The 13,819-nt window shown below is 53.3% G+C and carries 12 protein-coding genes; all 12 read left to right on the plus strand.

Features of this window, described 5'->3' with window-relative positions; translation table 11 throughout:
• Positions 1 to 241: 241 nt before the first annotated feature.
• The 12 genes from CCB157_RS13400 to CCB157_RS13455 all read left to right on the plus strand — a co-directional run bounded on the left by CCB157_RS13400 (position 242) and on the right by CCB157_RS13455 (position 13,345).
• Complete coding sequence (locus CCB157_RS13400) at positions 242 to 1,633, plus strand: amino acid permease (protein ID WP_158077321.1); 1,392 nt, start codon at positions 242 to 244, stop codon at positions 1,631 to 1,633.
• Positions 1,634 to 1,807: 174 nt separating this feature from the next.
• On the plus strand, positions 1,808 to 3,040 hold the full coding sequence (locus CCB157_RS13405; protein WP_077616390.1) for an alanyl-tRNA editing protein: 1,233 nt from the start codon (positions 1,808 to 1,810) through the stop codon (positions 3,038 to 3,040).
• A gap of 206 nt (positions 3,041 to 3,246) precedes the next feature.
• Complete coding sequence (locus CCB157_RS13410; RefSeq protein WP_439951333.1) at positions 3,247 to 3,591, plus strand: YojF family protein; 345 nt, start codon at positions 3,247 to 3,249, stop codon at positions 3,589 to 3,591.
• Positions 3,592 to 3,758: 167 nt separating this feature from the next.
• Entirely contained in the window at positions 3,759 to 4,430 is a 672-nt protein-coding gene (gene bshB2, locus CCB157_RS13415) for a bacillithiol biosynthesis deacetylase BshB2 (protein WP_077616392.1), read from the plus strand.
• A gap of 651 nt (positions 4,431 to 5,081) precedes the next feature.
• Positions 5,082 to 5,510 carry a hypothetical protein gene (locus tag CCB157_RS13420; RefSeq protein ID WP_143287055.1) on the plus strand — a complete coding sequence of 143 codons (429 nt, stop codon included), beginning with the start codon at positions 5,082 to 5,084 and terminating at the stop codon, positions 5,508 to 5,510.
• Between the two features lie 338 nt (positions 5,511 to 5,848).
• On the plus strand, positions 5,849 to 6,415 hold the full coding sequence (locus CCB157_RS13425; protein ID WP_238594719.1) for a TIM barrel protein: 567 nt from the start codon (positions 5,849 to 5,851) through the stop codon (positions 6,413 to 6,415).
• A gap of 684 nt (positions 6,416 to 7,099) precedes the next feature.
• A complete protein-coding gene (locus tag CCB157_RS13430) occupies positions 7,100 to 7,702 on the plus strand; it encodes a YdcF family protein (RefSeq protein ID WP_158077322.1) in 603 nt (200 codons plus the stop codon).
• Positions 7,703 to 7,845: 143 nt separating this feature from the next.
• Positions 7,846 to 8,832, plus strand: coding sequence for an NAD(P)H-quinone oxidoreductase (locus CCB157_RS13435; protein ID WP_077616395.1), 987 nt, complete (start codon positions 7,846 to 7,848; stop codon positions 8,830 to 8,832).
• Positions 8,833 to 9,427: 595 nt separating this feature from the next.
• Positions 9,428 to 10,645 carry an MDR family MFS transporter gene (locus CCB157_RS13440; protein WP_077616396.1) on the plus strand — a complete coding sequence of 406 codons (1,218 nt, stop codon included), beginning with the start codon at positions 9,428 to 9,430 and terminating at the stop codon, positions 10,643 to 10,645.
• 268 nt (positions 10,646 to 10,913) lie between these two features.
• The gene (locus CCB157_RS13445) at positions 10,914 to 11,645 is read left to right on the plus strand and encodes an ABC transporter ATP-binding protein (RefSeq protein WP_077616397.1); all 732 of its coding nucleotides are present in this window, start codon (positions 10,914 to 10,916) and stop codon (positions 11,643 to 11,645) included.
• A complete protein-coding gene (locus tag CCB157_RS13450) occupies positions 11,635 to 12,654 on the plus strand; it encodes an ABC transporter permease (RefSeq protein ID WP_077616398.1) in 1,020 nt (339 codons plus the stop codon). Before CCB157_RS13445 ends, CCB157_RS13450 begins: the two co-directional genes overlap by 11 nt.
• A 34-nt stretch (positions 12,655 to 12,688) precedes the next feature.
• Complete coding sequence (locus CCB157_RS13455; RefSeq protein WP_238594720.1) at positions 12,689 to 13,345, plus strand: TetR/AcrR family transcriptional regulator; 657 nt, start codon at positions 12,689 to 12,691, stop codon at positions 13,343 to 13,345.
• The last annotated feature ends 474 nt before the right edge of the window (positions 13,346 to 13,819 follow it).

Consider the following 13,819-nt stretch of genomic DNA (forward strand, 5'->3'; position numbering starts at 1 on the left):
CGCATCGGCCGGCCATCGCCTGTCATGGCTCGGCGGATGTTTTTAAAAGGCCTTCAATCTCTGAGAACAACGGCCTTCCATCCAATGTCTTATATAAACTGCATTCCAGCGACGGCGGACCTTCCAAAACGTTATCGCTCTCGCGATGCCTTTCGCGGCAACGCGGGAGCGGATGTTTTTTCGGGGCGATTACATAGCATTTACGGGAATAGTAACAATAACCGAAAAGGAGGAAGCGGAAATGAACGACGACAAACAGCCGTTAACGGCTCCAAAGCCGCATGTGTATCATGAAAAAAAGAGAGCGATCAAAAAACAAAGAGGCGGGATATCCGAAGGGCAGCTCGTTTTTATTGGGCTGGCTTCGATTTTGGGAGCGGGGTTTTTCCTCGCCACGGCGACCACCATCCGCGAAACGGGCCTATCGATTTTGCTTTCTTATCTCATCGGCGTTTTTGCCGTTTGGACGATTTTCGACGCGTTCGGTGCGATGTTGGCGGCCGAACCCGGCCACCGGGGTTCTTTCCTCTACTTCGTCGAAAAATATTTAGGGGGTTTATTCGCTTTTGTGGGCGGTTGGATCTATTGGGCGTCGGGCGTCATGACGATGTCAAGCGAAATAACGGGCATCAGCATTTTTACGCAAAAATGGCTGCCCTCCGTACCGATATGGTTGTTATCGTGCGTTTACGCGCTGTTGGCGTTGGGGATCAATGGGATCGGCATGAAAAATTACGGACGGGTCGAGTCGTTGTTCGCCATCTTGAAGTCCGCGGCCTTGGTCGTATTTATCGGAATCGTCTTTTATTTTATCCTTGGAGGAAGAGAGGGGCCGCCTTCCCACTTCACCGAAATCGATCTGTGGTTTACTCATGGTTTGACCGGATTTTTAACGAGTTTAAGCATGATGTTCTTTACGTTCGGCGGCATTATTGCGACGGGACTGGCGACGGCGGAGGTTGAGATGATCCAAATCATTCCGCGTGCCTTTCGCAAGATCGTCTTTCTGTTGGCGTCGTTGTATTTAATGTCGCTTTTTGCCGTTCTCTACGTCACCCCGGTAACCGAAATCACCCCGAAAAGAAGCCCGATGGTCACGACTTTATCCTTATTGCGCATTCCGTTCGCCGATGAAGTCTTGAACGGGATCATGATCACCGCGGCGTTTTCGACGGCGATCGCCGCGATGTTTGGCGTTTCCCACATCTTGGTCAATCTGAGCAAACGGCATGAAGCCCCGGCAGTGCTTGCCAAAATCAACCATCGGGGCGTTCCCGTGCCTTCCTTATTGGTCACCACGGTGTTTTTATTTATAACTATCGCGGCTTCCTACTTTTTGCCCGGCGCGATTTACGAATTGCTGACGACATCGGCGGGCGTCGTGTTTCTCTTGTTGTGGGGAATGATTCTTTTCTCCTTCATAAAATTTAAAAACGCGGCCGCCTATAGATCTGTAAGGGTGTGGGGCGTTCCGTGGCGCATCCGGCTTTCGCTTTCGATCTTGGCCGTTGCGTTTTTCGGCACGGTCTTTGACAAACGGCATTTGATCAGCATGTTGATCAGCGTGGTTTTTGCGGCAACGGCGGGAATTTTTTACCGTTTCTTTTTCGGAAAAATGAGCAAGGCGGGTTAGAATGCGGAAAGGGGCGGCGGCAAAGAAGCCGAGGAAGCTTCAAGGGCTTGTCCGGACGGCTTGTGAGGAGGCGGGCGGTCCATTCCGTTTTTGCCTAGCATTTTTGATGCTATAATAAAAGAAAACGTGCAATGGATCACATCGATTGATGTCATTTAGAGCGGAGGACGAAAGATGACTGAAAAACTTTATTATAAAGATCCATACATAAAAACGTTTGAAGCCGCCGTGGTTCAACGGGGAGAAGAAACGGACGGCCGTCCGTATGTGGTGCTCGATCGGACCGCTTTTTATCCGACCGGCGGCGGACAGCCGGGCGACACCGGTGAAATCGACGACATTTCGGTGACGGGGACGGAGACGGTCGCCGGCGAAATCCGTCATTATCTGGAACGGCCGTTGCCGGAAGGCCGCGACCGGGTCACGGGACGCATTGACTGGGAGCGTCGGTTCGACCATATGCAGCAACACGCCGGTCAACACATCTTGTCGGCGGCGTTCGCCGACGAGCTCGGCATGAAAACGGTCGCCTTTCATCTCGGGCATGACGATGTGACGATCGATCTCGCCACCGATGCGTTGACGGAAGAAGACGTGCGCCGGGCGGAAGCGATCGCGAACCGCATCGTTTATCAAAACCTACCGATTCAAACGAAATGGGTGGATGGCGACGAATGGACGAAATATCCTTTACGGAAACCGCCGCGGGTGAAAGAAAACATTCGCCTCGTCATCATTGAGAATTATGATTATAATGCTTGCGGCGGGACGCATCCGCGGGCGACGGCGGAGGTCGGGCCCATCCATGTCCTTTCATGGGAAAAGAACCAAGACGGTTTCCGTGTCCATTTTATTTGCGGGATCAGGGCGGTCCGCGCCTTTGCGGATAAACACCGCGTCATCCGAGCGCTGAATCGCAAGTTGAGCAGTCAAGAAAATGAGCTGCCGGAAAAACTCGATCAATTGCTGGAGCGCTATCACCAGCTCGAAAAACAATGCGAGGAAGCGAACGATCGCCTGCTGTCATATGAAGCCAAAGAATTGCTCGCGCAAGCCGATGATCGCGGTTCCGTCCGCCTCGTCGCCCGCTCGTTTATCGACCGCGAAGTCGCCGATTGTCAAAAACTCGTCCGCCTGCTCGTCGATGCCGACGAAAGCGTCATCGTGCTCTTCGCCATCAAACAGCGCGGGCGTTTGCACGTGATCGGCGCGCGCGGCCGCGGCGTGGACTGGGATATGCGCGACCTCGTCCGGGACGGCCTGGCGCTCATCAACGGGCGAGGCGGCGGCAAGCCCGATCGCGCCCAAGGCGGAGCGGAGACCGATCTGACCGCCGAAGGCATGCTGACCCATCTCAAGCGATTGTTTGAGGCGCGATGGAAAGAGACGGCGACGAGCGCGCGCTGACGCCGTCTGCCTTTTGACGTTCAACAGCTTATTGTAAAAGGATAGCACGTTTCCAGCGCCGGCCTGCTGGCCGCGGACGATTGGGATGCTTGCCAAGCGCGGTGCCCCAGCATGAAAGGTTTATGATTAAAATTGATCACATTGGGTTTTGATAACGTGATTCATAGAAATGGATAACAATGAATATTGTAACGGGATGTGGGAATTTGGAAGCCATACGGAAAGAAGACGTGCAAAAGGTATTGGACGATTTCGCCGGACAAGAGCTTTATATCCATCTGGAGACGACCAACGGCGTTTATACCGGCTTTCGCCGTCCGGACCAACTGTCGGTCGGCGCCTTTATCCGCAACGGGAAAATCCGTTATTCCAGGGGAAAAATCACCGGGAACGGACCCTACCGCGTCGGGCTGAAAATGGAAAGCGGTTGGGTGTACGCGGAAGGCCTCACCGATTGGGAAGTGGACGATAAAGGACGGTTGTTGCTTGCCGGCCACCATAAAGACGGCAAGCTGGCCATCGCCCTCGAACTGAGCAAAGAACCGTTTTGACGTTGCCTCCGCGCCATTTTATAAAACATTCAAGGGAGCGGCGCACCGTTCCGAAAGCATCCAGCGATCGATTCCGGCGGATTCCGCCGGTACGAGGCTGGCCGCGTTCAAAGGATGTCGGTGACGGTCCGACCGCAACGATTTGTACAACCTAGGAGGGAAAACCGATGGAACGACACGTCCTCATCACCTTTCCGCACCCCGACGATGAAGCGTTCGGCGTGGCGGGAACGGTCATCCAATATACACGGGCAGGTGTTCCGGTCACTTATGCATGCGGAACCCTCGGTGAAATGGGACGAAACATGGGGAACCCGTTTTTTGCGACCCGTGAGACGCTGCCCGAAATTAGGAAAAAAGAGTTGCAGGAAGCTTGCCGGGTCATGGGGATCAAAGATTTGCGCTTGCTCGGTTTGCACGATAAAACGATCGAGTTTGAAGATGAAGACGAAGTGGCGGACAAAATTTACCGCATCATCGAAGACGTCCGGCCCTCGCTCATCATTACGTTTTATCCCGGATTTGCCGTCCATCCCGATCACGATGCCTATGGCGCAGCGGTGATCCGCGCCGCCATGCGCCTGCCGGAAGACCAGCGGCCGAAAATTTATTGTAAAGCATTTTCGCAAAACTGCGAGGCGTATCTCGGCTCGCCCGACATCGTGAACGATGTGAGCGACGTCTTCGATCAAAAGTTGGAGGCGATCAAAGCGCACCGTTCCCAGACGGAGGGATCGCTGAAAGAATGGATTCCGAAACTCACAAATAACGATCCCGATCTGGTCGAATGGATCGGCAAAGAAACGTTCTGGATTTACAAGGGGCCTGTGGCCGTTTGACGCGGAAGCGCCAAACCATCCATTCCATACCCCCCTCCGCCCTTAGGCGCGGGGCGGGGGTTTTTTATACAAGCATTTGACGCCCTCGCGACGCACAGTCTTTATCGGAAGTTTTTGTGCGTTTGGACTGTTTTTGCTTATTATATCCGTTCGCGGAAACGTCTCTCCGGGGCGGAAAGATCGGAGCCCTATCGGAAAAACATATAAAATGAGCGTCATGGCGAGCCGGATAACGAAACGATCCGCCGACGATGAATTCAGATGCTCACCCAGCCCAACAACGTTTGAAAGGTTTTCCGGTCTTTGGTTGCGTTGTTGATTTGTTGACAGTTGATGAAAACACGGCTCGTTGATGCTCGGTAAGATTCTCCATCAAGGATTGGTTGGTGACCATGGACGGGACGTGTCCCGGAGCTAAGGCTTAGAAGCGCCCATCGTCATCGAGGTGATTTTATTGAAAACGTTTGTGGATTATCTTCCGGTAAATGCCGAAATTGGCGTCGGACTGGCCTTGTTAAATGAACGCGATGAGTACTTATTTTTTTACCCGGAACCCGGCATGCCACCTCAATAAACGAAACGTTTTATGCCGGAATCGGCGGCCATTTGGAGGCTAACGAAGATTTATTCGCTTGCGGTCGCAGAGAAGCGATGGAAGAGATCGGGGTTCCCATCCATTACGAAGATTCGTATACGGAAACGGTATATATCTCGGCGAACAAGACGATCACACCCATTGCGATCGATGAAAAGATCAAACCGGTTGGCCTTTACGAAATGATTCATCCGCCCGGGAGCCCGAAAGCCGGACGAATATATCATCTCGTGATCTTTCAAGCGAGAGTGTTATCGCCATTGGAGCGTTTCCGATTGAAATTAGATGAGGTGTCAGGGATCATCACGCTCACAAAAGAACAGGTGAAGCGCGGCATCAAGAGAAAAGCGACTTTGAGGGAACTGATCGAAGAAGGCGCCAAGATTTTCGGGCCCGGCGAATGGATGGATAAATTAGAGTGGAAACTATATCCCATCGGGACCGCGGAAGCGCTGGCTTATATATGGAATGCTGCGGACCGCTGAAGGAGAGTGGGCCGTTACGCACATACTATCGCGGCGCACCTTGTTCTTGTAAATTTTTGAATCGCCTGTCCTTCCAGGATATCGATTTATCCCGGTCGCGGAGGGGTTGCATGAACCGGAACCCCATTGTTTCATCAGCCTTGATAAGCGATCGCCATAGAGAAAGCCCGCGGGGACGGCTTTTGACCATGACCGCATGGGAATTGCGGGAACTGCCCGATTCTGTCCAGTTCGGTGAAAGGGCGGGGCCATTGCAAAATCAGGGGGAGTGTTCCAGTCGCAAGCCTTCAGCACCTATCGATAACGACCACCAAGAACGGAAATGAGGGAGCTCCGCCGTGCGCATCGGTTGTCACATCAGCATCAAAAGCGGATATCTCGGAGCGGCCAAAACGGCCGCCGCGCTAGGCGCCCAGGCGTTTCAATATTTTCCGAAGAATCCGCGCAGCTTGAAGATCAAGCGATTCGATCGCACGGATGCCGAACGCTGCGCCGCGTATTGCCAAGCGCACGGTTTAGTGAGCATCGCCCATTCCGCTTACGCCAGCAATTTAGCGGCATCCGGGACGGAACGTCATGCCGTGATCGCTTCAATACTGAACGATTTGGCGATTGCTGAGGCGTGCGGATCGATCGGAACGGTCGTCCATTTTGCAAGCTTCAGCGGCAGCGATCCGTTGGAAGGTTATAAGCGGATGATCGACGCCCTCAATCGCATTCTGTCCCAATGGCAGGGAAGAAGCTTGCTTTTGATTGAAAACAATGCGGGACAGGGCGGGCAGATGGGAACGACGCTGGAGGAGCTCGTCAAAATCCGAAACCTGACGGATGCACCGGATAAAATCGGTTTTTGTCTCGACACATGTCATGCCTACGCCGCCGGTCTGTGGGATGGAAAAAATTAGGGTGCCCTCGTCGCTCGCGGGAAACAACTCGGCTATTTTTCGGCGCTGAAAGCCGTCCATTTGAATAACTCGGTTTTTCCGTTCGGTTCGCGGCGTGATCGCCACGCCGATGTTTTGAAAGGCCGCATTGCGAAGGAGGACATGATGGCATTCATGACGAGCGACGTCCTCCGAGAAGTGCCGTTGATTTTGGAAACCCCGTCAGCGGAGACGGAATTGGCCAACCTCCGCATGTTGGTTAAAGAATGAACAAAAAGTCTGCCTGCGGCTCCATGCGGTGATTTGCACCGATCCTTTGGCATTGCACCGCGCGGTTGACCTTCCGGATTTCTGCAATCAGGGGTGGCCGAGAAAGGAGCATGTGCCATGCGCGGACTGTCGCATATATTTTAGTTAGAAACTCTAAATCATCCTGGTTAGCGGACGAATCGGTTCGCGACGCTTCCGCGTGAAGACGTGACGGAACAGCAGGATGGTTTTTTTCCTATTCCATCGCTTTCGCTTGACCTGTTCCGTTTATGAAACTTGCAGAAAAGCGTGGGATCGGGGATCATTTTGATAGGCGCCCGAACCATTGGGCCATGCCGGTCCGGCGAGCTCTCCGGCGAAGCCGGGCACAGAACGGACGGGAAGCGACAACCAATGCAGCTTGGCACATCAATATGCGCATCCGAGGGGATCACCATGCTTATTTCTGAAATTCAGCCGGAAACGCTCACCCGCGAACAGTTGACACGCTTTCTCTTTGACGGCATTCAAGATGACGGAAAAAACGGCGATTGCATTTTTGTTTTCGGCGGAAAGAGCGAAAGCCGCGTAAAAAAGGCGGCCAGGCTTTTCCGGGATAATCGGGCGCCTTGGGTGTTGTTGACGGGCGGGAGCGCCCGCTGGGAAGATGACGACACGCCCGAGGCGGAGTGGATGAAAGCGCGCATCGTCAAGCTCGGCGTGCCCGAAGACGCCTTATTGTTGGAGCGGGAGGCCGCAAACACGACCGAAAATGTCGTCGCTTCCATGATGGTGTTGCAAAGAGCGTTCGGTTTGAATCGCGTCAAACGGCTCGTCGTCGTGAGTTCCCCTTATCACATGCGGCGCGCTCGCATGACGCTGACCACCTATATGCCGCGGTGGGTGCGCTATTCGCTCTGCCCCGACGACCGCCCGTACGGCCAACGCTACAACTGGTGGAAGTCGCAGAAGGAACGCGAACGGGTTATGAAAGAAGCGGCATCGATCGTCAAATACGTCCGCGCCGGCATTTTGTTGGATGAAGAAGTGGAGTTATGACCGTTACGGTTGTCTGGATCGTACGTCATCCTTCCTTGAAGGCGGAATGACGGAGGAGAGCGCACGGCGCCGTTTTGGGAAGCAGAATTCGAAGCCTCATTGATGAATCTGTACAATACGGGAATCCCTAAGGAGGTTGGGTGATGAAAGCGGTACTTGTCGAACAGCCCGGAGGACCTGAACACATGGTGATCGGCGATTATCCCACACCCGAGCCGCAAGCCGATGAAATTCTCGTCAAGGTGAAAGCGACGGCGGTCAACCGTGCCGACGTTTTGCAGCGCAAAGGTCATTATCCGCCGCCGAAAGGGGCAAGCCCGATCTTGGGACTTGAAATAGCCGGTGTCGTTGAAAAGGTCGGAAGCGCTGTGACGAAGTGGAAGCCCGGCGACCGCGTATTCGGCTTGCTGGAAGGCGGGGGCTATGCGGAATATGCCGTGATAGCGGAGAACATGGTGCTTCCGATCCCGGAAAACTTGTCGTTTGCGGAAGCCGCCGCCATACCGGAAGTGTTCCTGACCGCTTATCAAACTTTATTCTGGATCGGTGATTTGAAGCGGGGCGAGCGCGTCCTCATCCATGCCGGAGCGAGCGGCGTCGGCACCGCGGCGATTCAACTGGCCAAAGCGGCGGGCGCGGAGGTCGTAGTCACCGCCGGCTCCGAAGGCAAACTCGAGGCGTGTCGGAAATTGGGGGCGGATTTGGCGATTAATTATAAGGAAGGGCCGTTTGTCGATAAAATCGAAGACGTTTATGGGGAGGCGGCGATGGATGTCATTCTCGATTTCATCGGCGCGCCGTATTTTGAGGCCAATCTCCGAGCTCTTGCATACGACGGGCGTTGGGTGTTGATCAGCACGCTCGGCGGCGCGCGGGTCGAAGCGGTTGATCTCAGCGCATTTATGGCCAAACGCATCGCCTTCACCGCGACGACGCTTCGTTCGAGAAGCAAGCCCTATAAAATCCGGCTCACCAAGGAATTTGCCGGACAAGCCTTGCCTCGCTTCCGATCGGGTGAACTGAAACCGGTCATCGACCGGCGTTTTCCGATCGAACAGGTTCAAGACGCGCATCGCTACATGGAAGAGAACCGCAACATCGGCAAAATCGTTTTGACGATCGGGGAATGAAGAGGGCGGCCGCCCGGACGCCGTTCCGCTGCATCTTGCCCCGTTCTAAGAGCCGGTGAAAAAGGGCAGACGGCGGATGCGCCGTTCAACCCTCTTCTTTTTAATCTTGAGCATTCGGTAGAATTCGACGAATCGCCAAAACCGGCCGGAGTGGAAGCAAACGAAAGATCCCGCTAATTATTGCATTTTAATAAACGATGCTTGGTTCATAAGAATGAGCCATTTTGAGATTTATTTTAATGATCCGGTACGATCGCGCTGGTCGATCGTGCCGTTTTTTTTTGCAAACAAGCTTCATCCATCCTGTTGATCGCCGGAGTGTGTGCCCTCGGACGATGGTGTGGAAAACTACGGCCTTTTTAAAAGACTTTGGTTCAAGGCGATCCGCTGTCGCCTTCATCACGGGCAGATAGCCCCCGGCGTCCGGGCATGATCCGTTCATCCGCTTTGAGCCGGTGCCCCGTTTTGCCCGACGAGTCACGGTTTTATGATAAGTTTATCTTATTGATAAAAATTAATAAATGAATATTTATTTATTTAATTTTTTTGTGTAAGATGAAACGGACAGCAGAGATAAAGAGAGAGGGGAACAGCGATGCTCAAAACGTTGAAAGGTTTTCATCCCATTGTGATCTCGTTGCTGCTTGGCACCGTTATGGCGCGGGCCGCGAGCTTCATGGCCATGCCTTTTTTGGCGATATATCTTTCGAAAACCCAGTCGTTTCCCCCGATCTTAATCGGCCTCGTGATCGGGATCAGCCCGCTGATGTCGACGTTCGGCAGTTTCATCGGCGGGACGCTTTCGGACATCATCGGCCGCAAGCGTTTGATGTTCGCCGCCTTATTAACATGGTCCATCGTTTTTATCGGTTTCGCCTTGGCGTCACATCCCGTCGCCTTTTTTGTGTTGAACGCCGTCAACGGTTTGTGCCGGTCATTTTTTGAACCGACGAGCCAAGCGCTCATGGCGGATCTCACGCCAAAAGACAAACGCGTGCGCGTTTTTTCCTTGCGATATACCGCCATCAATATCGGAGCGTCCGTCGGTCCGCTTCTGGGCGCTTATTTCGGGACGATCTCGGCCAACCTGACCTTCTTTATTACGGCCGGCGTCTACTTTATTTATTTTCTGATCTTGGCCGGATTGTTTCTGATATTCCCGATGCGTTCGAATTCGCTGGATGCGGAACCCCGGACGACGTTCCGATTGGCTCTTGCGGTGATTACACGCGATGTGGCGCTCCTCTATTTTATTCTTGCCGGCATACTCGTCAACATCGGTTACGCCCAAATCGAGTCGACGCTCCCGCAAGTGTTAAAAGACTCCATTCCCAATGGCGTCGTCTTGTATTCTTTCCTTCTGTCCTTTAATGCCGTGACGGTGGTCGTCTTACAGGTTTTGATGATGCGCTTCAGCGAAAGGTTGCCGATTTTAAAAGCTTTGTTGCTCGGGGCCAGCTTATTTTCGCTGGGTTATATCGGTTTCGGCGTTTCCGGAAGCTGGTGGGCGTTCATCGCGTCCATGTTCGTCATCACCGTCGGCGAGATCTTTGTTTTTCCGATGGGCGGCGTGATCATCGACCGCCTGGCGCCGGAGGCGCTGCGGGGGACATACTTTGGCGCCAACGGATTCCGGTCCATCGGTTCCTTCATCGGCCCTTCGCTCGGCGGATTTCTTCTGGAGGAATGGGGCGGAACGGTGTTGTTCATCCTGATGGCCGCCGTCGTCATGAGCAGCATGTTGTTTTACGCGGCCGGTAACCGCGAGATGATGAGGAAAAGGAGACCGCAGCGCGCGCTTCTTGCGAAATGATTGTCCGGCCAGGACTCTTAAGGCGGCGACGCTTTGAAGGCTGCCGCCAAAGCCAATGATAAATGAACGGGTAGGAAAAAAGAGCGTCGCTTCGGCGTTCTTTTTTCTATCCATGTCCAACTTACAAAAGGGGTGAGGCGTTCGTTCAAAAGAAGATACATGTCGAAAAATCTTTGCAAAAAGTAAGTGAGCACTCACTTTATTTTTTGCGTCTTATCCTATACAATGAAAGTGAGCAATCACTCACTTTTTTGGAGGAGGGAATGCGATGAGTCGCCCTGTGTTGGAAATCGACCATGTGGCGAAACGGTTTGCCGCAAAGACGGTCTTGAGCGACGTCTCGCTGACCATTGACAAACCGGAGATCTTCGGGCTTCTCGGTCCTTCTGGCGCCGGAAAAACCACGCTCGTCAAAATGATCGTCGGCATGGAACGCCCGACAGAAGGCAGCATTCATGTTCTGGGCGTAAAAGTGCCGAATCTTAAATTGATGACCGATATCGGTTACATGGCGCAGTCCGATGCGCTTTACGGAGAGCTGACGGCGGAGGAAAATCTTAAATTTTTCGCCCAATTATACGGCCTTTCGGGAAAAAGGTTGAAAGAAAACGCCGAACGCGTATTAGAACTCGTCGGCCTGCAAGACGATGCCAAAAAACCCGTGCAAAAATTTTCGGGAGGCATGAAACGGCGGTTGTCGCTCGCCATTGCGCTCATCCATCGTCCGAAGTTTCTCATACTCGATGAGCCGACCGTCGGGATCGATCCGTTATTGCGCAAAAAGCTTTGGGATACCTTCGGTGAGCTGAAAGACAACGGGGTGACGTTGATCGTCACGTCTCACGTCATGGATGAGGCCGAACGGTGTGACCGCTTGGGGCTGATCCGCGACGGGCGGTTGCTGGCCTGCGGCACGCCGGCGGAGCTCAAGCGCGCGACTCAGACGACCACCATGGAAGAAGCGTTTCTCGTATACGGAGGGATGGGCGATGCGCGTTAAAGCCTTGACGGAACGAATCATTCGCCAATTTTTGTGGGACAAAAGAACGATGGCGCTGCTTTTTCTGGCGCCGCTCCTCGTCCTGACCTTGGTCTCGCTCATCTTTAACGGAGATGCGTACCGGCCGTCCATCGGCCTCGTCGACGTGCCGTCACCGATTCAAGCCGCCCTTGAGAAAAGCGATGCCCATTTGAAAACATTGAGCGCGGCGAAGGCGAATGACGAGTTGAAAGACCAAAAATTGGATGCTGTTTTGAAATTTGAACAAGGCAGGCCCGAGCTGACGTTGGAAGGGAGCGACCCCACGTCCAATCGGGCGGTTTTGGAAGCCTTCACCAATTTGGGAGGCGGAGGCCAAGCCGCGGGCGTGAAGCCGGTCATCCATTATTTGCACGGCGGAAAATCGCTCAACAACTTCGACAACTTCGGTCCGGTTCTCCTCGGCATCTTTGTCTTTTTCTTCGTCTTTCTCATCTCGGGCGTATCGTTCCTGAGGGAGAGGACGAACGGAACGCTTGAGCGCGTGTTGGCGAGTCCGCTGAGGCGCGGGGAACTCGTAACGGGTTATTTCATCGGTTTTGGCATTTTTACGATCATTCAATCGGCGCTCATCGCCGCGTATTCCGTTTATGTTTTGGATCTGTGGATGGCAGGATCCTTTTGGTACGTCTTGTTGATTACGCTTGTCCTCGCGTTCGTCGCTTTGTCGCTCGGCATGTTGTTGTCGACGTTTGCCAATAATGAATTGCAAATGTTCCAATTCATACCGCTCGTCATCGTTCCGCAAGTGTTCTTTTCGGGGTTGTTCAAATTGGAGACGATCTCCGACTGGGTGAGCTGGATCAGCTACGTCACGCCGCTCTATTACGGGGCCGACGCCTTGCGCGGCGTCATGATCCGCGGCGAAGGATGGTCCGGAATTTGGGGCGACGTCGGCGTTTTGGCCCTGTTCGCGCTCGTCTTTATCGCGTTGAACGTGCTTACATTGCGAAAATATCGTAAGCTATAGTCATGGACACCAATCTGTGACGGAAAGGAATTCAATGATGGAAGAATGGGATGAACTGTTTTCCGATGCCGAGCACGGGGAACTGACGGAAAAGCAGAAAAAAATCATACAGGCCGCCATCGAAATGTTTGCGGAAAAGGGCTATTCCGCGACGTCGACGAACGAGATCGCGCGCAAAGCCGGCGTCGCCGAAGGCACGATTTTTCGCCACTATAAAACCAAAAAAGATTTGCTGGTGGCGATCGTCACCCCGGTCATGCGCCGTCTCGTCGCCCCGTTTATCATTAAAGACATCAATAAGGTGTTGGATAAAAAACACGAGACTTTTGAAGGTTTTTTGCGGGCGATGATCGACAATCGCAAAAAATTTATTGAGAAGCATTGGCCGATCATCAAAATCTTATTGCAGGAGATTCCGTTTCACCCGGAATTGAAAGAGATGTTTATCACCTATGTCGCGCCGGAACCGCTTGAAAAGGCGAAACGGCTGATCACCGATTTCCAGAAGCGTGGCCAAATCATTGACGCGCCGCCGTTATCCATCATGCGGCTGGCGATGTCGTGCGTCGCGGGGTACCTCGCCGCGGGCCAACTCGTATCCGCCCAAAAATGGGACGACGAAAAAGAATTGGAAGAAACCATTCAATTTATCTTGCGCGGCGTCGGTTATGTGCCAAAAAAAACGATTTAGGCCTGCTTCCGAAAGCCATCCTTCGCCGCGCGGCAAACGAGAGCGTCATGGGCTTGCGCGCTGATTTGACTTTGAAAAATTTATTAAAGATCCGGACATGTTCTGATCATGTCCGGATTTTTTATGTACGCCCGGCATGGGTGCGGTGCTATAGGGTGAAAGTCCTGAACGGGGGCTGGCGAGCGCCTACCGTTAGCTGAAGGCAAGGGTGTCCGCCGCGAGGCGGAATCTGAAGGAAGCCGGAGGCAAACACTCGACCTGAGGGACACGAACCCAATTTGAGGCTGTCACAGTCGGATGAGTCTGCATAACAAGATGAAGTCCTAAGCCGCCAAGGGCTGTGGCGGTATATTGGGCAGGTACATGAGTGGAAAGTCCGCACTCTTATCCGGGGAGGCCTGTACGATACGCCTTCTAAGGATGGCAACCAAAATCGAGAGGTTTTGCTGAACGTACAGGAGTCAGCAGAGGCCA

Source organism: Caenibacillus caldisaponilyticus (genome assembly GCF_002003465.1).
GTDB lineage: Bacteria > Bacillota > Bacilli > Bacillales > Sporolactobacillaceae > Caenibacillus > Caenibacillus caldisaponilyticus.

Bases quoted from the DNA above. Each gene is read 5' to 3' on its own strand.
- CCB157_RS13405 (WP_077616390.1), top strand. From the start codon at position 1,808: ATGACTGAAAAACTTTATTATAAAGATCCATACATAAAAACGTTTGAA.
- bshB2 (WP_077616392.1), top strand. From the start codon at position 3,759: ATGGAACGACACGTCCTCATCACCTTTCCGCACCCCGACGATGAAGCG.
- CCB157_RS13435 (WP_077616395.1), top strand. From the start codon at position 7,846: ATGAAAGCGGTACTTGTCGAACAGCCCGGAGGACCTGAACACATGGTG.
- CCB157_RS13445 (WP_077616397.1), top strand. From the start codon at position 10,914: ATGAGTCGCCCTGTGTTGGAAATCGACCATGTGGCGAAACGGTTTGCC.
- CCB157_RS13420 (WP_143287055.1), top strand. From the start codon at position 5,082: ATGGAAGAGATCGGGGTTCCCATCCATTACGAAGATTCGTATACGGAA.
- CCB157_RS13455 (WP_238594720.1), top strand. From the start codon at position 12,689: ATGATGGAAGAATGGGATGAACTGTTTTCCGATGCCGAGCACGGGGAA.
- CCB157_RS13450 (WP_077616398.1), top strand. From the start codon at position 11,635: ATGCGCGTTAAAGCCTTGACGGAACGAATCATTCGCCAATTTTTGTGG.
- CCB157_RS13430 (WP_158077322.1), top strand. From the start codon at position 7,100: ATGCTTATTTCTGAAATTCAGCCGGAAACGCTCACCCGCGAACAGTTG.
- CCB157_RS13440 (WP_077616396.1), top strand. From the start codon at position 9,428: ATGCTCAAAACGTTGAAAGGTTTTCATCCCATTGTGATCTCGTTGCTG.
- CCB157_RS13400 (WP_158077321.1), top strand. From the start codon at position 242: ATGAACGACGACAAACAGCCGTTAACGGCTCCAAAGCCGCATGTGTAT.